A 20,425-nucleotide genomic window follows, 5' to 3' on the forward strand; every position below is an offset into this window, starting at 1 on the left:
TCTGGCTTGCCGGAACCTCGCTGGCCGGCGCGCAAGTCAAAAGCGCGGTAACGATCAGGGCATCGGCGGCACCGGGATCACAGGATCCGATCAGGGCATCGGCGGCACCGGCATTGTCGGCGTGATTCAGCGCTTCGGCTCGATCTACGTCAATGGCGAGCGCATCGCCTATGCGGCGGATGTGCCGGTCAGGATCGATGGTGAGCCGTCGACGGCGAAAGCGCTGCACATCGGCCAGGTCGCGCGCGTCGTGGCACGGCGCGGCGCCGACGGCACGCTGTCGACCGGACGGATCGACGTGGCGAGCGAGGTCACCGGGCCGATCGAGCAGGCGAAATCCGGCGAGCTGACGGTGCTCGGCCAGAAGGTCGCCTGGACCGGCCGCGAGAGCTGGCTGAAGCCGGGCACGCAGGTCGCGGTGTTCGGACTGCGCCGCACCGACGGCGTCATCGTCGCGAGCCTGGTGCAGCAGCGCCACGACACCGCGATGCGCGTCACCGGGCCGCTCGAGCGCGACCGAACTGGCGCGCTGCGGATCGGCGATCTCCGGCTCACCGGTGTCGATGCGGCGCTGGCCGGGCAGCGGGTGCAGGCCGAGGGCCGCGTCGCGCAGGGCGTGATGCAGGTCGCGAAGGGCCGCGCTGACGACTTCTCCGACCTTGCCGGCGCTAACCGGCTGCTGATCGAGGCCTATGTGCGGCGGGTTGGCAGCAACCTGCAGCTCGGCTCCGGCTTCGTCGCGCGCGATAATTCACGCTTTGCGCCCGCTGCCGACACGAGGGTGGTGGTCAACGCCGCGCTCGAGGGGGCGCGGAGCCTGCGGGTCGAATCGGTGCAGTCGGTCGGCAAATTCCCCGGCTCGTCGGTGCGCAGTCCCGGCGCGCCGGGGCAGCGGCCCGGCGGCATGGGGCCTGGCGGGGCGTCCGGCCCCCGCGGCGGCTCAGCGCCTGGTGGTCCCGGTGGTGCGCCATCCAATCCGCCAATGAGCCATGGTGGCGCGCCGACGCTTGATCCCGGCAACAGCGGTCCATCGGGTCCCGGTGGCTTCGGTTCGCCCGGTGGTGGCGGCGGACCGTTCGGCCCTGGTGGCGGCGGCGGAGGTCCGTTCGGACCCGGTGGGCCCGGCGGTGGATTCGGCGGCGGCGGTCCCGGTGGCGGCATGGGCGGCGGCCGCCGCTGATCATGCGCCAAACAAAATCGGCGCAAGCGGTTCGCTTGCGCCGATCTTCAGATCGCTACAGTGGAGAGCTAGCCCGCGCTGAGCCGCACGCCGGCGCGCAAAAATTTCTGCGGATCGACCGCTTCGCCATCGATGCGGGTTTCGTAATGCAGATGCGGGCCGGTGGAGCGGCCGGTCGAGCCGACCGCGCCGATCACCTGGCCGATCCTCACGTATTCCCCGACCTTGACGCCGATCTCGGAGAGATGGCCGTAGCGGGTCGACAGCCCGTTGCCATGGTCGACCTCGACCATGCGGCCATAGCCGCCGGCCCAGCCGGCCGACACCACCTTGCCGTTGGCGGTGACGCGCACCGGATCGCCCTGCGCAGCGCGGAAGTCGAGGCCGGTGTGCATCGCGGGCCGGCCGAGGAACGGATCGGTACGGACGCCGAAGCCGCTGGTGAACTCGACCTCGCCGATGACAGGCTTGCGATAGGGCACCAGCGCAAGCGTCTGGTTCAGCCGCTGCATCTGCGCGCGATTGATGTTGATGCGGTAGAGCTGGCGCTCGAACGCGCCGGCGTCGGCCGAGAGTTTGACCGGGACGAACGGGCCGCCCATGCCCGAGCGCGGCGTTGCCGCTTCGAGCTGCGCCATGTTGAGGCCGAGGTCGGAGATCACGCCGCGCATCCGGCGCAGCCGGGATTCGACGCTGTCCTCGGCGGAGGCGAGCGCCGCCATCTGGCGCCGCTCGACCTGGTCAAGCGAGGTCTGCAGGCGGACCAGCGCGCTGTCGACGCCTTGAACCTTGGCGAACTGGCTCGGCACCGCCTTGGCGGCCGCCGGGGTGCGCGATTCCAGCCGCGCTTCGCGGTCCGGCGGTGCGACGAAGATCACGGTGTCGCTGATCGGCGACGGTTTTGCGGTGCCGGAGGCGGGGGCGGCCTCGGCGCGGCCCTGCGGCTTGACCGATCCGGTGACGTTGACGTCGGGCAGCGAGCCGAGCGCCGTGGCGCGCGATTCCAGCGCCGACTGGCGCTTCATGATCTGGTCGAGCTTCTGGTCGAACTGCTCCTGGTCGAGGAGCTGGCGGCTGGTGGTGCGATCGACCTTGGCGCGCAGGTCGGAGATGCGGTCCTCATAGGCATATTGCATCTCGGCCTGCCGGGCGATCAGCCGGGTCAGGACGTCGTCACGGAAGGCGAAATAGGTGGCGGTCGCGGCCGACCACATGCCGAGCAGGACGACCGTGCCGACCGCGATCCAGAATACCACCGGCCCGAAGCGGACCTGCTTGCCGGCATGAACGATGGTGTAGCCCGCACCGGAGGCGGGCATCGCAGCGGCGGCGGCTGGGCGGCGCGCCGGCGTCCGGCCATGGTCATGCGGATGATGGTGGGGCTTGTGGTGGTGATGACCGGACCGGCTCGACATCGGTACTCCCGCGGCCGGTCGGAAACACTCCGTACGGCTTGTTTGCGGGGACGATTTGAGCCCGGCATGGTTAATTTTCAGGAAACGGAACCGCTTCAATCAGAGCGACCGGGCCGCCTCCAGCACCGCCTCGGCATGGCCGTCGACCTTCACATGGCGCCAGACGCGCGCCACCTTGCCGTCTGAATCGACCAGAACCGTGGTGCGAATAATCCCCATGAAGGTCCTGCCATACAAAGACTTTTCGCCCCAGACGCCATACGTCTCCAGCATCTGATGCTGCTCATCCGAGATCAGAGGAACCGACAGCTGGTGCTTGTTGCGGAATGACTCCTGCGCCTTAACCGTATCGGCGGAAATGCCCAGCACCTCGGTACCTGCAGCGGCGAACGCGTTTTTCAACCGGGTGAAATCGATCGCCTCCTTGGTGCAGCCGGGGGTGTCGGCGCGGGGGTAGAAGAACAGCACCAGCTTCTTGCCGGCGAAATCCGACAGCGAGACGCTCTCGCCGCCGTCGCGGGGCAGGGTGAAGGCGGGGGCCATGGCCCCTTCGGCGAGGATGGCCCCGGCAGACTTCGCGGCGGCCGGCTTCGCGCTTAACGGTTTCGAGGTGGCCGTGTGCGAGGCTTTGCTTCGAACGGCCGCGGCGCTCCTCGTCTTGACCGGCTGCTTGGCCTTCTTGGCCTTCGCAACCGCTGTGCGGGATTTCGCCGCGGACTTCCTCGTGCTGGTGCCTGCACCGCGCGCAATCTTCGTTGCCGCCCGCTTTCCGGTTGTGTTGGAGGATTTCTTGCGCGTTTTCTTGGACATACGCCTTCCTTTCGTCGCTTTCCGAAGCTCAACCATTGGGGTATTGCGGGTCTCATTCGCGGCGGCCGGATTCGCACCGGCCGCTGGGCAAGTTTGATGGCCAGGGAGTATGGTGACAAGGAATTCGACGCGTTACCCGTCCGTTTGTTGAACCGGCTTTTGTTTGGGTGCTTTCGTCCTTTCTTGGGGCCATCACCGAGTAGCGGTATTAGTCGAGGATTGGCAGCGATGCCGGCACTGGAGCGCTCGATACGGTTCGACGGGCGCGCCGGTGGCGGCGATCAGCTTCAACGCCAGCACCGAGAGGAAATGGCTAGGAATACGTCGCCGCAGGGGCCAAATCCGCGCGCCGAGGCTGATCTCTCGCAATGGGATGATCACGTCGCGTGGGACGAGCAGGATGAGGCGGCGGGAGACCGTGCGCGCCAATTGCTGTCGCGTTCCAACACCAGCCTGCACCGCTTCACGGATTACTGCGCCGGCATGCAGCGCTGGATGAACCGCGAGCGCTGGCTGCGCCGGATCGGGCTCGTGCTCGTGGTGCTGGTCGTCATCTTCACGACCTGCTTCGCCGCCCTGTGGTGGCGGCTCGGCGCCGGCCCGATCAATCTCGACATCGCAACGCCGTGGCTTGCCGCCGCGATCGAGGAGAATATCGGCCACGGCAATACCGTCGAGGTCGGCGGCACCCAGATCGAGCGCGCCGGCCGGATCAGGGTCGCTGTGCGTATCCGCGACATCATCGTCCGCGATCGCGACCATGCGATCGTCGCAAGCGCGCCGAAGGCCGAGGTGCGGCTGTCGGGAACGGCGCTGCTGATGGGACAGCTGCGCGCGGAAAGCCTCAACCTGGTCGACGCGGAACTGTCGGTGCGGATCACGCCCGACGGCTATGTGACGGTGTCCGCCGGCGAAACCGCCAAACCGCTCGCCACCGGCGTCGCCTCCAAGAAAGAGGCCGGCCTGCCGCCGACATTCCCGCGCCCGGGGCTCGGGCCCAGCGCGCAGCAGCAGCCGGCCGTCCCGGAGCCGGCGACACCGGCGCCCGCACCCGATACGACGCAAAGCGGTCTGCTTGCCGGGCTCGACTGGCTCGACAGCCTCAGCCTGACCGGCCTCGACGGCCAGAACCTCAACGAGATCGGCCTGAAGAACGGCAATCTCGTCGTCGACGACCAGCAGCGCGGCAACAAATGGAGCTTTGAGAATATCAGCCTCAGCCTGCGCCGCCCGCACAATGGCGGCGTGGCGCTGAGCTTCGGCGAGGAGGGCGCAAAGCCCTGGTCGGTGCGGGTCGTGATCGGGCCGCAGGTCGACGGCGTGCGCTCGGTCGACATCAAGGCCGACAAGGTCTCCACCAGCGACATCCTGCTCGCGCTGCGGACCAAGGATCTCACCTATACCGCCGACCTGCCGCTGTCGGGCGAACTGAAGGGCGAGATCGGCCGCGACGGCCTGCCGACCTATTTCCGCGGCAAGATCGCCGCCGGCGCCGGCAACGTCATCGACACCGACACGCCCGACTATCCGATGGCGATCGATTCCGCCGAGATGAGCCTCGAATGGGATTCCGGGCGGCGCGTGCTGCTGGCGCCGATCAAGATCCTCTCGGGCGCCAACCGGATCACGCTGCTCGGCCACCTCGAGCCGCCGAACGACAACGTCACCGACTGGCAGGCGGGCCTGTCGGGCGGCACCATTGTCTTGGCCGGCAGCGACAAGACCGAACCGCCGCTGATCTTCAACCGCATCAACATCGGCTTCCGCTTCGACACCGACAAGAAGCGCGTGCTGTTGACCCAGGCCGACATCTCCAACGGCGAGATCGGCGTCGCCGGCACCGGCAGCGTCGACTATTCCGGCGAGCCGCGGCTGCAACTCGGTTTCGCCGGCACGCCGATGTCGGCGTCGGCGCTGAAGCGGATGTGGCCGACCATCATCGTGCCCGAGGTGCGCGAATGGGTGCTGGAGCGGATCGACCGCGGCACGCTCCAGCGCATCGATGTCGGCGTCAACTCGCCGGTGCATAATCTGTCGCGCAAGGGACCGCCGATCCCGGACGACGGCCTCTCCGTCAACATCGTCGCATCCGGCGTCACGGTGCGCCCGGTCGACAAGATGCCCGCGGTGCATGACGCCGACCTGAAGGCGAGGGTGACCGGCCGCACCGCGACCGTCACCATCGCGCAGGGCGTCGCCGACACGCCGGCAGGCCGCAAGATCAATTTTTCGGACTTCACCTTCGAGATTCCCGACATGGCGCCCAAGCCGTCGCCGTCGAAGGTCAAGTTCCGGGTCGATGCTTCGGTGCCGGCGGCCGCCGAGATGCTTGCCTCCGAACGGCTCAGCGATCTCTCCGGCCCGCCAATCGATCCCAATTCCAGCAAGGGCAACGTTACCGCCATCATCAATCTCGGCATGCCGGTGAAGGGCGAACTGACCAAGGCCGACACGACCTATTCGGTCACCGCCGATGTCGCCGGCGTCGCCGTCGACAAACTGGTGATGAACCAGAAGCTCGAGGCCAATACGCTCAAGGTGATCGCCAGCAATGCCGGCTTCCAGGTCAAGGGCGACGTCAAGATCAACGGTCAGGCGGCGTCGCTCGACTACCGCAAGCCGGCCGATGGCGACGCCGACGTCAAGCTGCAGGCGACGCTGGATGACGCTGCCCGCGCGCGGTTCGGCATGGATCTCGGCCCGGCAGTCACCGGCGACATCCCGATCAAGCTGTCCGGCAAGATCGGCAGCGGTGACAACAACACCAAGATGGGCATCGAGGCCGATCTCACGCGCTTGAAGCTCGACAACATCCTGCCGGGCTGGGTCAAGGCATCGGGCCGGTCGAGCAAGGCGACCTTCAACGTGGTGCCGAAGGACAAGTCGACCCGGTTCGAGGATATCGTGGTCGACGGCGGCGGCGTCTCGATCAAGGGCTCGCTCGAGGTCGACCAGAACGGCGACCTCGTCAATGCGAACTTCCCGACCTATGCGCCATCGGACGGCGACAAGACCTCGCTGCGGGCCGATCGCGGCCCCGACGGCGTGATGAAGGTGACGATGCGCGGCGACGTGTTCGACGGCCGCGGCTTCCTGAAGTCGGCGATCTCGGGCCGCGATTCCGACACCAAGAACAAGAGCAAGGGCATCGATTTCGACGTCGATCTCAAGCTCGGCGCGGTGATGGGATTCAACGGCGAGGCGGTGCGCGGCGTCGATGCCAAGATCTCGCGCCGCAACGGCTTCTTCAAGGCGTTCACGCTGAACGGCAAGGTCGGACGCGATACCCCTGTTACGGCCGACATCCGCCGTCTGCAGGCCCGCGAGGTGATCTATCTGCAAACCGCCGACGCCGGCGCCTTCCTCCGCTTCATCGATACCTATTCGAAGGTGGCCGGCGGTCAGCTGACATTGGCGATGGAGCCGCCGACGCCCGATCAGGGGTCCAAGGAAGGCCTGATCAATCTGCGCGACTTCTCGGTGAAGGGCGAGACCCAGCTCGACCGCGCCGTCGCAGGCGGCCCGGTCAACACCCAGAACGGCATCGCCTTCGACGCGCTACGCGCCGAGTTCACGCGCCAGAGCGGCAAGCTCTCGATCAGCAACGGCGTCGTCAAGGGACCGAGCATCGGCGCCACCATCGAAGGCAGCATCGACTATGTCGGCAACCAGGTGCGGATGAACGGCACCTTCATTCCGATGTACGGGCTGAACAACATGTTCGGCCAGATCCCGTTCTTCGGCATCTTCCTCGGCGCCGGCAGCAACGAGGGCCTGATCGGCGTCACCTATGAGGTGGTGGGCACACCGAGCGCGCCGGTGCTGCGCGTCAACCCGATCTCGGCGCTGGCGCCCGGCCTGACGCGCAAGATCTTCGAGTTCAAGCAGTACAGTCCGAACGAGCTGCCGCAGACCAACAACTAGCGCGGCGATTGATCCATCGCATGCCGGCCCGATCAGAGACGCTCGACGAGGCTCACGTGACCGGCGCGGATTCGTCGCAGCCCCTCATCTCCTTGCGGCGTGCAGGATACCGCATCCGGCATTTGCGCTGCTGCGACTGATATGACCACGTCGTCGTGACCGGGCTTGTCCCGACCTTTGCTAAAATGTCGAAAAACAACCCCATGCAAAGTAGCCGTCGAGGTATTTTTATACCTAAAACTCAAGCGTCGAAAGCCCAGGCAGGGCGAGCATTGGGGCGTGGCCGACCGCTTTTGGGGGGCAAGCGGACACGCGAACCTGACGTCAGGGAGATCGGCTTGTGACCCGAAGCGGTCCTCAGCTACGTCACCTGCTTGGCCCGCAAAAATAGCAGGCTTGCCTCCTTAAGGCCGTGGATCACGTCCTGGCGGCGACGGTGGCGGTCTTGGTAGCGCGACTGTCAGCGCCCTTTTATGCTCTCCGTGGCATTGTGGGAGGAGGGTTGGGTATGCTTGCACGGTTTGAGGATCAGGTCGCAATAGTTACGGGGGGCGCAGCGGGGATCGGACGCGCGATAGTCGAACGGCTAGCCGATGACGGTGCTACCGTCGTTGTCGCTGACATCAACGAGAAGGATGGGCGTGAAGTCGCCGAGGCGATTGGGAGCGAGAAAGCCGTTTTCCAGCGTCTGGACGTTACCGACAAATCGTCGGCGGATGCAGCGGTGGCAGCTACTCTTGCGCGCTTCGGCCGCCTCGACATTCACGTGAACAACGCCGGTATCGTGAACCGTGCGCCATTTCTTGAGTACGACCTCCATGCTTGGCGCACCGTGCTCAACGTCAACTTGACCGGGGCGTTCATCTGCGGCCAAGCCTCGGCCCGTGCGATGGCGGAAGCGGGCCGCGGAAGCATCATCAACATTGCGTCGGTGTCTGGTCAGTTCGGCGGCACCGGGCGTGTCGCCTATGGTGCGTCGAAAGCAGGGATAATTAGTCTCACTCAGGCTATGGCGATGGAACTGGGGACGTATGGCATAACCGTCAACGCCATCGCGCCCGGCCCGACGCAGGTAGCGCGTTTGGCTCATGGTCCTCGCCAGCGGGAGGCCTTCCTCTCGCGCATGGCCCTAAAGCAGTACGCGCAGCCGGCCGACATCGCGGCCGCAGCTGCATTCCTCGCATCTCCCGATGCCGCTCACATCACCGGCCACGTGCTCAATGTCGATGGCGGGTTTGCGGCTGCCGGTGTGCTGTTCGATCCGTCGGACGAACGCTGACGGCCGGCGAGCTGAATTCCTACGCCGGCGCTGCTCGGCTGGGCCGTGTCTCCTTCTGGTCCCATTCGGACCTCACCGCGCGGGCTACGAACGTCTGCTCACTGGGGACCAGCGGACTTCGGCGGAAGACCCGCCTTCGCTGGGAGACGCTTAAATTCACCGCCGCAGCGCCGGCACCGCCAAGAAGGGGATCATGCCGAGCACCACGCTGACCAGCGCGAAGGCGATCAGCGGGTGGTAGGCCGCCCTACATCCGGTTCGCTTGCCTTTGTGAGCGGACCCTGTGCTGGCAGCCGCTCAAAGCGTAAACCGTCGCAGCCGACTTGCCGCGCCCGAACACTATCTGGCAGACACCGGTTCATTGGCCACGCTCTGCCTCCTACCGCGCGGCTTCGATTTGCGCCGGCCGTCAGCACTTGCAACGCCTCGGGGCGGCCTTTCTGATTTCACGGTAGCGAGTTTCGATCTGGCCAACCACCGTGGCAGCGCAGATCGAGCGGCTGGCTTACCAATCGCTTCGAGCCGCTCTTCCCTGAGCGCGGTTGCCAGCGGAAGATCACCCCGCCAGATGTAGATCATGTCCCGCAGCGTCGTGGTCAGATGGAGGTCGATCTCCAAACCTGGATCTTTGATGCACAATTGTGTCGCGCCATTCTCGCCCACAAACCAATAGTGCCGCCAGCGAGATGGTCGCTCCCGGAACGTCAACTGCACAACCGACCGGTCAGTCCCGAATGCATCAGGGCACGAGCCTCTTTCCATTGCCCAAAGCAAGAGCCCAGCATCGAGTTCATGATCCATCAGCTCGCGGCGCGACCATCTCTGACCCCAAACGCCAAGCGCGTGCACTAACGGCATCAGATCTCGTCCCGGAGCGGTCAGGTGATATGTCCAGCCGCGTCCGGCGTCCGACCGATGCCGCTCGACCAATCCCTCAAGTTCGAGTTCCCTGAGGCGACGTGACAGCATGGTTGGAGACGCTCGCGCCACACCGCGCTGAAGCTCGGAAAAGCGTGAAACGCCCTTTCCCAGATCGCGCAGGATCAGCGGCGTCCAGCGCTCGCAGAACACTTCGGCCGCTTTCGAAATTGGACAAAACTGCCCATAGGTTCTCACGGACCTCCTCCCTGCTGCTGGCGGCGTCTGCAAAACCCCGAGGCGAAGCTTACTACACTTTATAGAGTATCCAAGGTCCCCCGGTTCGCGCAGACTTGGCAGCATACGAAGTCTTCCCACGCCGAGGTCCATTCATGACGCGCGCGAACGCCGATGAACATTGGCAAATGGACGGGACTGCACCGGAGCTTTACGAGCGTTACCTGGTGCCTGCAATCACGTCCCACTGGGCCGGCGATCTGCTTGACCGCGTCGCGCTAAGACGCGGGGAGAGCGTCCTCGATATCGCCTGCGGTACCGGCGTCGTGGGGCGGCTGGCTGCGCAGCGCGGGCACGCTGGGCGCCTGGTTGGCATCGACCTCAACACGGCGATGCTTGCGACAGCACGGACAAGATCGGCTGACATCGAATGGTTGCAAGGGAGCGCACTGGAACTACCGTTCGATGAAAACAGCTTCGACGTTGTGCTTTGCCAACTCGGGCTCCAGTTCTTCCCGGATCGGCCGCTGGCGCTCAAGGAAATGGTGAGAGTGCTCAAGCCGGGAGGCCGCGCCGGCTTGAGCGTCTTTAGCGCTATTGAAAGAACACCGGCAGCGCACGCGTTGGTTCAGGCGCTCGACAGATATCTCGGCGCAGCCTCTTCACGAACAAAGCGTTCCGAACATCTGTCGTGCGATGCCCGCGAGGTCGGAGCTTGGGCGAAACAAGCCGGCTTCGACGTTGTCGATGTGGCTACCGTCAACAAGCGGTTCACCTTTCCCTCGATGCTGGATTATGTCCGCATTCAACTCACGGCAACGCCGATGGCCGGGCTCTTGAAGGAGAGAGAAGCGGAGGAGCGTGAGCGCCTGATCCTGGCCATTGCCGAGGAGGCCACCTCGCGCTTGGCCCCTTCGATGCTGGCCGATGGCAAGCTTACGTTCCCGCAAGAGGCTTTCGTGCTGACAGCTACCCGCTAGATTGCTGGACTTACGAAACGCCATTTTGGATGTCGGCTTGGGGTCACAAGGCGACATCCCTGCGGCCGGGCGGCGTCTCCCGCATTGCCTGTCAAAAGCGGTCATCCCCGATTTATGGTGCGCGCCCCAGCTGCTTTGCGCAGCGCAGGCTGTAGCGAAGCCGAAAACGCTCTCCTTCAGCGCCGCAGCGCCGGCACCACCAGGAACGGGATCATGCCGAGCACGACGCTGACCAGGGCGAAGGCGATCAGCGGATTGTAGCTGTGGGTCGAGTCGTGGATCAGGCCGCCGCTCCAGGAGCCGAACGCCGAGCCGAGGCCGCTGCCGATCGAGATCGCGCCAAAGATGGTGCCGACGCGCTCGCCGCGAAAGATCTTCAGCGCGGTCTAGGGCGCGGACTTATCAGCTCGTAGCCAAATTCAGATTGATGCGAGTTTGACGGACGCCAAGTAGTTAGCCGCGAGCTTATCATATCGACTTGCAAGCGCCAGCATTGCTTGATTTTGTTAGAGAGCGGTTCGATCAAGTTGCGCGCGCTGGCGGGCAAGCTTTCTGAGCCTCACGCACGCCATAGCGCTCATTCGGCATTCAGGCCGAAGTTAAAGGTCTGCGACGGCGCAGCCTTGCGCACTTCACCAAATGGCCTAATCGGCAAATTTACCGAAACCGAGGATGAGTTGAAACTGGTTAGCTCCAGCTTGAGGTTCTGTCCGTTTTCCAATTCAGCAATGAGCGCAGGGTCGACCGCGTCTGCTGCGATGCAGATGTTTGTGAGGCACCAATTGAAGGGGATTTGCGTTGATCGGCCCTGATCTATCCTCACATTGACCCCCTGCTGCAAATTCGCTCCTTGCGGAACGAAAAGCTGTAGGCGACCCCGACCATCGGCGCGCTCGATGAGGTCTACCCGTACAATCACCTGATCTAGATCGTCCGTGCCGGTCGATGTGGTCCGGCATATTTCAGTCTTGTCGGATGAATCGAAACAAAGTTTTTGCCAGCTAGAGTAATAAATATTCTGAGGCAGACTCAGTTTAGGCGGCTGCAATGTGGGCTGCTGCTCTGGGTCATCGCGCTTGTTGACTTGCTGCTGTGGCGGGCTGCCGGTTGCTGAATGGGTCTCCAAAAACTGCGCCACAAGGGGTGACCATATCGGCACAGCGTCTGGAGAATCGATCATGAAATGGCCGTCGCTTCCGAACGGGGGCAGCATTTTATATTCTGCGTTCCCTCCCGCCTCTACGAACGCATCATGCATGCGCTTCGTAAGTGCCGGGCCGAAATAGCTATCGTTCTCGGCGTATATCCATAACATCGGTACTCGCGCCGTGCGGCCAAATTCGCCTGTAGCAGCGACGAGTTTGTCGGGAGCGCAATTGTTGTTTGGCTTGCCATCGACCCTGCCTCCGCGCCCAGCTGCAAAGGTGATCACCGCCTTGACTGACGCAGGATTAAGGCTGGCAAGAGCAATGGATCCCCATCCGCCCCCCGATTGGCCAACGACGACGACCTTACCGGGCTGGACCATCTTCTTCTTGCTCATATAGTCAATGACCCATTCATTTAGGGTCGCGATCGCCAATCCGGGCCCACGGAAATTTGGATTGTCGCAGCTGCCGACGTGCGCAAACACCGCCCCGTAAAGTCCCTTGTCCTTATCATCGAGGCTGCTGGCTCCGTACCTGATCGGCGAGATGACTACATAGCCTCGGCGCGCGAACCAGCGTGCGGCTTCCGGGTACTCGATCATCGGAAACATCGTCCGCTCTTGAGCACCGAGAGAAATGCCGTGGTTCATAATCACCAAAGGGAAAGGCCCGTCACCGACGGGCCTGACCAGATAGGCAAGGACCGGCAATGGAAAGGGTAGGGCCCAAATCTCTTCCTGAATTACTGGAGCTGCAGCGGCTTGATCAGCCACTGCCGATGGCCGCCCGCCCGGCGGAAATGCGAGCAGGAGAAGTGCAAGCAGAAGGCGCTTTACCATCTTCATACCTCCATGGCTTACGCGAAGCCTTTGCTGGCTGGACGCCGATCTATTGATCTGGATCAAGCTTCCGTCGCAAGGATGGCTTCTCTCTCAGAGCCCGTCTGGATCGTCCGCAGATCGAAAGCCGACGCTGCTACTTGTGCTCCATCTGCCAAGAACCGTCCCAATCTGCGGGAGGCGGGCTAGATCGAAATTGGTCGATCCGCTGCAACAGGAGCAGCGATGGGCCGTCTTCCAGAGAAACCTTCAGGGCTTCCCTGAAGTGCGATTCCGCTTTGTCCCAGCGGCAATCTCTATAAGCTGCCAGCCCGTCTCTATAGTGGGACCGCAGCATTTCCTGCTGCTCGGTGATTTCTCCACGTTTTGCCATCACTTCGAAGACGGCCTGTGAGACGCTTTGTCCGACCACCGCCAGATAATCGATCTCTCGCAGCTCAAGCGCGTTTCCGAGGGCGGCGGCAGTTGCTTGGGAGATCAGGATTCGGCATCCATAGACCTTGTTGACGGCCTCGAGCCGCGAAGCAAGATTCACGGTGTCCCCCATTACGATGAAGCTCATCATCAGATCCGAGCCGATGCTTCCCGCCAGAACTTCGCCGGTCGCAATGCCTATTCGGACGTCGCACTCGGCGGGGATGACACGAACGCCCAAGAGTTCCGGCAATTCCTGCCGCAAGGTAGGCACTCGCTCAACCATGTCGGCCGCGGCCAGGCATGCGGGCCGCGCCTGGTCCCCCTCATCAATGAATGGGGCACCCCAATATGCCATGATGGCATCGCCATTATACTTGTCGATCACGCCTCGATGTTCACGAACCGGCTCTGACATCATGGTCAGATAGCAGTTCATGACCTTGACGAGCCCCTGAGGGGGCATACCCTCGCTCATCGAGGTGAATCCCTTCATGTCGCAGAACATCACGGTCATCAACCGGCGTTGGCCCTCAGTCGCATCCCGCACGATCTTGGTCGGCTTCCCTCCTGACAGGGGCATTACGGCATTCTGAGAAAACGTCAGCTGAGGCCCATGTGTGGACATCGCCCGCGATAGCACGAACGTGCCATCGCGCTGCCCGGGGCAATTACTTTACCTTGCAATAGCGTGCGGATTGCTAGTGCCATGGTTGCGGCCCGTGAGAGACTACCTAATCATTTCGGTCATCATCGGTGCAGTCGGACTGTTCGGACCGTCGATTTTGCTTTGGGTCGCGCAGTCGCACCCTACATGGCGGGTCGCAAGCGACGCGGCGTTTCTATTGGGCCCGGTAGCTCTTTTGGGCTGGCTCGCATTTCTTGACTGCGGCTTGTACGACGAGGGCGTCGGCGTGTTCCGATTCTTTATCCCATGCCTTCCGATGATCTTGATCGGAGCCTTCATCAGGCTGGCGTACGCTTGTTCCTACGCCAATCCCTGCATGCCGTGACTGGATGTGTTCCGGCTCGGGCCAATAAGCGACATTAGTCTTTTAGAATAGTGATACCTTTCGCGTGCAATTCGCCCAAGACCGATACCACGTCGTCACCAACGCTTGGATCGGGGGGGCTCGAGCGGCGGCGTCTTGATCCAATTTGCTTCTCGTAATAGCGCCATCATTTGGCTTCGCGTGATGAAGCCCGGCCACGGCTCTGCGGCCGCAATCGCGTCTGCCCGCCGTATCAGTTCGGCCCGATCCATAACGTCCTCGAACAAGTCCCTTTGCTTGCATCAAACCTTCGTCACCGCCGAAGCGCCGGCACCACCAAAAACGGGATCATGCCGAGCACTACGCTGACCAGCGCGAAGGCGATCAGCGGGTTGTAGCTGTGGGTCCAGTCATGGATCAGGCCGCCGCTCCAGGAGCCGAACGCCGAGCCGAGGCCGCTGCCGATCGAGATCGCGCCGAAGATGGTGCCGACACGCTCGCCGCGAAAAATCTTTAGCGCGGTCGCGGTGATCAGCGGACCGCGTGAGCCGATCATGCTGCCGAAGGTCACGACGAAGCCGGTGAGCAGCCAGTAGTTCGGATACCACCGCAACAGCCAGAGCAGGATGATGCCGAGGATCGAGACGCCGTAGCTGAACAGGATCGAGGGCCGGCGGCCGATGATGCCATCGAGCGTCGAGACGCCGAGCATGCCGACGAACAGCGTGACGCCGGAAAAGCCCCAGGCGGTGGCCGCCTGCAACGGCGGAAAGCCGACGTCGATCAGGTAGGCGACGATCTGCGCGGTCAGTCCGAACATCGCGATCGAGGTGAAGAAGAAGGTCGAGAACAGCGCCCAGAAGGCGTGGTGACGCATCGCGCTTGCGAGCGTCCAACCCTCTGCGGCGAGCGAGGTCTCGGCCGGCTTCACCACATGCGGCGCTCCGCCTGCGAACCGCTGCCACGGCAGCAACACCAGCGGCAGCAGCAGGCAAAGCATGACGACGCCATAAAGCTGATAGGCGCCGCGCCAGCCGATGCGATCGATCAGGATTTGCGACAGCGGCAACAGCAGCAGCAGGCCGGCGCCGGGCGCCGAGTACAGCACCGCCATGGCGGTCGGCAGCCGCGGCCCGAACCAGCGGCCGAGCATGATCGAGTGCGGCACGATGCCGATCAGCGCCGCGCCGAAGCCGACGCACAGTCCGACACTGAGCTGGAACTGCCAGAGCTGCCGCGCGTGTGCTGCGACCAGGAAGGCGCCGCCGAGCAGCAGCAATCCGAGCGCATAGACCGCGCGCGGTCCGAGGCGGTCGAACAGCCGACCGACTACGGGCGCCGTCAATCCGGCGGCGAGCCAGGTCAGCGAATAGACCGACACCACCTCGGCGCGGTCCCAGCCAAAACTTTCCGAGATCGGTTTCAGGAAGACGCTAAAACTGTCGCTGAGGCCGCGCCCGAGCACCATCAGAACGAAGCAGAGCGCGAGCACGTTCAACGCGACGCCAGCCGATTTCGCCGACGTCGTGCGCGTTTCATCCCGATGCGTGTGCTGATCCATCCGCTTTTCCGCGCGCGATCGGACGCAAAACCGGAAGGCCACTTTTGCTGATCGCGCTAGCAGGGAGCGCGCTTTCAGCGCCCCCCGCAACCGACAAAAGCGAATGCGCCTTATGCGGGCCTGAGCAGAACGTGCCGCTTCTTGCCGAGCGATAGTTTCACCACGCCTTCAGGCGTGAGATTGGCCGACGTTATCTGCATCTTTTCGTCGGTGACGGCGGCATCGTTGACGCGCAAGCCGCCGCCCTTGATCTGCCGACGCGCTTCACCGTTGGAGGCGACGAGCTCGGCCTTGACGAAAGCGGCGAGCACGCCGAGTCCGCCGTCGAATTCGCCGCGCGGAATTTCCACCGTCGGCAAGGTTTCCGCCAGCGCGCCTTCTTCAAAAGTGCGGCGCGCGGTTTCGGCGGCCTCGACGGCCGCGTCGCGGCCGTGCAGCAGCGCGGTCGCTTCGGTCGCCAGCACCTTCTTGGCCTCGTTGATCTCGCTGCCGCCGAGCGCTGCAAGCTTTGCGATCTCGCTCATCGGCAGGATGGTGAAGAGTTTGAGGAACTTGACGACGTCGGCGTCCTCGACATTGCGCCAGTACTGCCAGAAGTCGTAGGGCGAGAACTGGTCGGCATTGAGCCACACCGCGCCCTTGGCGGTCTTGCCCATCTTGTCGCCGGAGGCGGTGGTCAGCAGCGGCGTGGTCAGCGCGAACAGTTGCGGCGTGCCCATGCGGCGGCCGAGATCGACGCCGTTGACGATGTTGCCCCACTGGTCGGAGCCGCCCATCTGCAGCCGGCAGCCGACGCGGCGCGACAGCTCGACGAAGTCGTAGGCCTGGCAGACCATGTAGTTGAACTCGATGAAGCTCATCTCCTGCTCGCGCTCGAGCCGCAGCCGCACCGAGTCCATCGTCAGCATGCGGTTGACTGAAAAGTGCCGGCCGATGTCGCGCAGCATCTCGATCCAGTTCAATTTCGTCAGCCACTCGGCGTTGTCGAGCATCACGGCGTCGGCATGGCCGTCGCCATAGCGCAGCACCTTGGCGAACACGCCGCGGATCGAGGCCTTGTTGGCTTCGATCTCGGCGACGGTGCGCATCGCGCGCGTCTCGTCCTTGCCGGAGGGATCGCCGACCATGGTGGTGCCGCCGCCCATCAGCGTGATCGGCTTGTTGCCGCTCTGCTGCAGCCAGTACAGCATCATCATGGTGAGGTAGTTGCCGATATGCAGCGACGGGGCGGTGCAGTCGTAGCCGACATAGGCGGTCGCCTGGCCCTGCGCGGCAAGCGCGTCGAGGCCCTCGAAATCGGAGCACTGGTGGATAAAGCCGCGTTCCTGTAAAGTGTTCAGGAAATCCGATTTAAATGCAGTCATGTGTCTGCGACCTGGATCATTCTTGTTTTACGGTTTTTGCATCTATTTGCGGAACCTTGACCCAGAGGCCGCCGCAGCCGGACGCGCTGTGGCATTATAGGATGTAGATATTTGAGACAAGCCGGGGGTTCCCGGTTGGGGCGCGACCTAAGATGATGCTGACGGCACTCGGTCTGATGAGCGGGACTTCGCTCGACGGGGTCGATGTGGCTTTGATCGAGACCGATGGACGCCAGATCAAGGCGTTCGGACCCTCCGGTTACCGGCCCTACACTGAAGGCGAGCGCAGCCTGCTCCGGCAGGCGCTGACCGAGGCGGCGCATCTGCCGCAGCGCGATGCCCGGCCGGGCATCCTGCGCCACGCCGAGCAGGCGGTGACCATCGCCCATGCCGAGGCGGTCGCGAGCTTCACCGCGCAGCACCGGATCTCCTGCCAGGACATCGACATCGTTGGGTTCCACGGCCAGACCGTGCTGCATCGCCCGGAGCGGCGGCTGACGGTGCAGATCGGCGACGCCGGCGCGCTGGCCAAGACGATCCACATCCCCGTGATGCACGACTTCCGCGCCGCCGACGTCGAGGCCGGCGGGCAGGGCGCGCCGTTCGTGCCGGTCTACCATCGCGCGCTGGCGCAATCGCTCAATCGCGAGGGGCCGATCGTGGTCGTCAATATCGGCGGCGTCTCCAACATCACCTATATCGACGGCGCGGACACGCTGATCGCCTGCGACACGGGGCCGGGCAACGCGCTGATCGACGATTTCATGTATCGCCACATGCATCAGGCATTCGACACCGAAGGCCGCTTTGCCGCACAGGGCAAGCCGGACGAGACCTGGATCGCGCAGGCCTTGCGGCTGCCGTTCTTCTCGGCGCGGCCGCCGAAATCACTCGACCGCAACGATTTTGCGACGCTCAAGCTCGGCGCGGTGGCGCCGGCCGACGGTGCGGCGACGCTGACCGCGTTCACCGCGGCCGCGATTGCCCGGATCGTGCCGCTGCTGCCAAGGCGGCCGAAGTGCTGGATCGTCGCCGGCGGCGGCGCCTCCAACCTGACGATGCTCAGAATGCTGCGCGAGCGGCTGGCGCCGGCGACGGTAGAGGCCGCCGAGAGCGTCGGCTGGGCGTCGGATGCGATCGAGGCCCAGGCGTTCGGCTTCCTGGCGGCCCGCGGCCTCAAGGGCCTGCCGCTGAGCTATCCCGCCACCACGGGGGTGCCGATCCCGATGACCGGGGGCATCATCGCGCGTCCGTGATTTAGATGCAAATGCATCTACCTTGACAGTTCCATGCAGCTGCATTTAATTGGATGCAGATGCATTGAACGCGAGGATCCTCCATGGCCGCCCTGAAGCTCATCAGCCACAAGCTCTGCCCCTATGTGCAACGCGCGGTGATCGCGCTCGCCGAAAAGGGCGTCCCGTTCGAGCGGATCGACATCGATCTTGCCAACAAGCCGGACTGGTTTTTGAAGATCTCGCCGCTCGGCAAGGTGCCGGTGCTGGTCGTGACCCGCGACGACGGCAGCGAGGTCGCGCTGTTCGAGAGCAATGTGATCTGCGAGTATATCGAGGAGACGCAAGCCGGCGCGAAGTTGCATCCGCAGGACGCGCTGGTTCGCGCCGAGCATCGCGCCTGGATGGAGTTCGGCTCGGCGATCCTCGGCGATCTCTGGGGGCTCGAGACTGCGACCGATGCCGCGATCTTCGAGAGCAAGCGGCAGGCGGTCGCGGCGAAATTCGCGCGTGTCGAGGCGGCGCTCGGTGCGGGTCCGTACTTCGCCGGCGAAAGCTTCAGCCTGGTCGACGCGGTGTTCGCGCCGATCTTCCGCTATTTCGACCTGTTCGACCAGCTGACCGAGCTCAGCGTGTTCACCCATACGCCAAAACTGCGCGCATGGCGCAGCGCGCTGGCGCAGCGGCCGAGCGTGCGCAGGGCGGTTTCGCCGGATTATCCGGCGCTGCTGCATGCGTTCCTGGTTAACCACCGCGCGCACATGCTGAAGCTGGCGGCGTAACGCGCCATGTCGCACTCGATCGCCTGGATTGCGCTCGTGGTCGCCGGCCTGCTCGACGTCGGCTGGGCGATCTCGATGAAATATGCCGAGGGCTATACGCGGCTCGGCTGGACCCTGGTCTCGCTGCTGCTGCTCGCGGCGTTCGTGTTCCTGCTCGGGCGCGCGCTGCAGGTGCTCGGCGTCGGTGTCGCCTACACGGTGTGGACCGGGATCGGCGCCGTCGGCACGCTGACCATGGGCGTGCTGCTGTTCAACGAGGCCCTGAACCCGATGAAGATTGCGGGGATCGCACTGGTGCTCTTCGGCATCGCCGCGCTGAAGATCGCGCCGGAATAAGGAAGATCCGTAGCCCGGATGGAGCGGAGCGCAATCCGGGGTAACTCTCACCGCGGTTGGCACCGCTCCCGGATTGCGCTGCGCTTCATCCGGGCTACGGGACTTCGCGCGTTACCGCACGTTGGCGAGGCGCATGTCGAGATAGCCGGTCACCGTCTCCATCAGCGGCTCGAGCTTGCCGTCGAAGAAGTGGTTGGCGCCGGGGATGACCTGCTGGTCGATCACGATGCCCTTCTGCGTCTTCAGCTTCTCGACCAGCGTGTTGACGTCCTTGGCCGGCACCACGGCGTCCTTGTCGCCGTGCACGATCAGGCCCGATGACGGGCAGGGCGCCAGGAACGAGAAGTCGTAGAGGTTGGCGGGCGGCGCGATCGAGATGAATCCCTCGATCTCCGGCCGGCGCATCAGAAGCTGCATGCCGATCCAGGCGCCGAACGAGAAGCCCGCGACCCAGCAGGCGCGCGCTTCGGGATTGATCGCCTGCGCCCAGTCGAGCGCGCTCGCCGCATCCGACAATTCACCGGTGCCGTGATCGAACGAGCCCTGGCTGCGGCCGACGCCGCGGAAGTTGAAGCGCAGCACCGAGAAGCCGCGATGCGCGAACGCGTAGTAGCACTGGTAGACGATCTGGTGATTCATCGTGCCGTGGAACTGCGGATGCGGATGCAGGATCATCGCAATCGGCGCGTTCTTCTGCTTGGCCGGATGATAGCGGCCCTCGAGGCGGCCAGCAGGGCCGGTGAAAATGACTTCAGGCATCGTGATCTCTTGCTTGATCCCTCGAGTGACCCATACGCATCAGCCGGACACGGGCTGGCTTCATCGGCTCCAGCAGACAAAGCAGCGCATTGAAAGGGTGATCGGCATCGCTGGCGTGCGCGCGGACGACGCTTCGGTGAATTTTGTGTGGCCCGCTTCTAACATGAGCCGTGGGGCAAAAAGCAAGCATCTTGAGCATCCCGAAGCGGAGTCCACGCCGGGATGCGATTGCACGCGGCGCTGCGATCCCCACTTGAAGCAAAGTCGTTCGAAGAAGCGGCGATCCGGAGCGGAAACCGCGTGTCTGCTAAA

14 protein-coding genes and 2 pseudogenes are annotated in these 20,425 nt (G+C 64.0%); 7 read left to right on the forward strand and 9 right to left on the reverse strand.

Features of this window, described 5'->3' with window-relative positions; genetic code table 11:
- Positions 1-121: 121 nt before the first annotated feature.
- Complete coding sequence (locus XH93_RS42845; protein ID WP_194474892.1) at positions 122-1,180, forward strand: DUF5666 domain-containing protein; 1,059 nt, start codon at positions 122-124, stop codon at positions 1,178-1,180.
- 68 nt (positions 1,181-1,248) lie between these two features.
- Here the strand turns inward: XH93_RS42845 and XH93_RS20195 are convergent, their stop codons facing one another.
- Positions 1,249-2,595 (reverse strand): M23 family metallopeptidase, encoded by a 1,347-nt coding sequence (locus XH93_RS20195; protein ID WP_194474893.1) that lies wholly within the window; start codon positions 2,593-2,595, stop codon positions 1,249-1,251.
- Positions 2,596-2,694: 99 nt separating this feature from the next.
- Positions 2,695-3,405, reverse strand: coding sequence for a thioredoxin-dependent thiol peroxidase (gene bcp, locus XH93_RS20200; protein ID WP_194474894.1), 711 nt, complete (start codon positions 3,403-3,405; stop codon positions 2,695-2,697).
- 228 nt (positions 3,406-3,633) lie between these two features.
- Here bcp and XH93_RS20205 point away from each other — a divergent pair, with 228 nt between their 5' ends.
- Together XH93_RS20205 and XH93_RS20210 are read left to right on the forward strand one after the other, a co-directional pair.
- On the forward strand, positions 3,634-7,329 hold the full coding sequence (locus tag XH93_RS20205) for a DUF3971 domain-containing protein (RefSeq protein ID WP_194474895.1): 3,696 nt from the start codon (positions 3,634-3,636) through the stop codon (positions 7,327-7,329).
- Between the two features lie 508 nt (positions 7,330-7,837).
- Positions 7,838-8,608 (forward strand): SDR family NAD(P)-dependent oxidoreductase, encoded by a 771-nt coding sequence (locus XH93_RS20210; protein ID WP_194474896.1) that lies wholly within the window; start codon positions 7,838-7,840, stop codon positions 8,606-8,608.
- A 339-nt stretch (positions 8,609-8,947) separates the two neighbouring features.
- On the opposite strand, the gene XH93_RS20215 is transcribed toward XH93_RS20210, so the two are convergent.
- Positions 8,948-9,724 carry a helix-turn-helix domain-containing protein gene (locus tag XH93_RS20215; protein WP_194474897.1) on the reverse strand — a complete coding sequence of 259 codons (777 nt, stop codon included), beginning with the start codon at positions 9,722-9,724 and terminating at the stop codon, positions 8,948-8,950.
- 134 nt (positions 9,725-9,858) lie between these two features.
- On the opposite strand from XH93_RS20215, the gene XH93_RS20220 reads away from it, so the two are divergent.
- Complete coding sequence (locus XH93_RS20220) at positions 9,859-10,683, forward strand: class I SAM-dependent methyltransferase (protein WP_194474898.1); 825 nt, start codon at positions 9,859-9,861, stop codon at positions 10,681-10,683.
- Between the two features lie 176 nt (positions 10,684-10,859).
- Here the strand turns inward: XH93_RS20220 and XH93_RS42370 are convergent.
- The 5 genes and pseudogenes from XH93_RS42370 to tyrS all read right to left on the reverse strand — a co-directional run.
- Positions 10,860-11,069 (reverse strand): annotated as a pseudogene (locus XH93_RS42370) (MFS transporter); the annotation flags it as partial.
- A 191-nt stretch (positions 11,070-11,260) separates the two neighbouring features.
- Positions 11,261-12,670: an invasion associated locus B family protein gene (locus tag XH93_RS43100; protein ID WP_194474899.1), complete on the reverse strand. Its 1,410-nt coding sequence runs from the start codon at positions 12,668-12,670 to the stop codon at positions 11,261-11,263.
- A gap of 136 nt (positions 12,671-12,806) precedes the next feature.
- A pseudogene (locus XH93_RS20230) lies at positions 12,807-13,625 on the reverse strand (adenylate/guanylate cyclase domain-containing protein); the annotation flags it as partial.
- A 764-nt stretch (positions 13,626-14,389) separates the two neighbouring features.
- Positions 14,390-15,637, reverse strand: coding sequence for an MFS transporter (locus XH93_RS20235; RefSeq protein ID WP_194474901.1), 1,248 nt, complete (start codon positions 15,635-15,637; stop codon positions 14,390-14,392).
- Positions 15,638-15,747: 110 nt separating this feature from the next.
- Complete coding sequence (tyrS, locus tag XH93_RS20240; protein WP_194474902.1) at positions 15,748-17,001, reverse strand: tyrosine--tRNA ligase; 1,254 nt, start codon at positions 16,999-17,001, stop codon at positions 15,748-15,750.
- Positions 17,002-17,153: 152 nt separating this feature from the next.
- On the opposite strand from tyrS, the gene XH93_RS20245 reads away from it, so the two are divergent.
- From XH93_RS20245 to XH93_RS20255, 3 genes are all read left to right on the forward strand, one after another.
- The gene (locus XH93_RS20245; RefSeq protein WP_194474903.1) at positions 17,154-18,257 is read left to right on the forward strand and encodes an anhydro-N-acetylmuramic acid kinase; all 1,104 of its coding nucleotides are present in this window, start codon (positions 17,154-17,156) and stop codon (positions 18,255-18,257) included.
- An 83-nt stretch (positions 18,258-18,340) separates the two neighbouring features.
- The gene (locus tag XH93_RS20250; protein ID WP_194474904.1) at positions 18,341-19,018 is read left to right on the forward strand and encodes a glutathione S-transferase family protein; all 678 of its coding nucleotides are present in this window, start codon (positions 18,341-18,343) and stop codon (positions 19,016-19,018) included.
- A 6-nt stretch (positions 19,019-19,024) separates the two neighbouring features.
- Entirely contained in the window at positions 19,025-19,354 is a 330-nt protein-coding gene (locus tag XH93_RS20255; RefSeq protein WP_194474905.1) for a multidrug efflux SMR transporter, read from the forward strand.
- 111 nt (positions 19,355-19,465) lie between these two features.
- Here XH93_RS20255 and XH93_RS20260 read toward each other — a convergent pair whose 3' ends face one another.
- Positions 19,466-20,113 carry an alpha/beta hydrolase gene (locus XH93_RS20260; protein WP_139483952.1) on the reverse strand — a complete coding sequence of 216 codons (648 nt, stop codon included), beginning with the start codon at positions 20,111-20,113 and terminating at the stop codon, positions 19,466-19,468.
- Positions 20,114-20,425: the final 312 nt, after the last annotated feature.

The sequence above is a fragment of the Bradyrhizobium sp. CCBAU 51753 genome (assembly GCF_015291565.1).
Taxonomy (GTDB): domain Bacteria; phylum Pseudomonadota; class Alphaproteobacteria; order Rhizobiales; family Xanthobacteraceae; genus Bradyrhizobium; species Bradyrhizobium ivorense.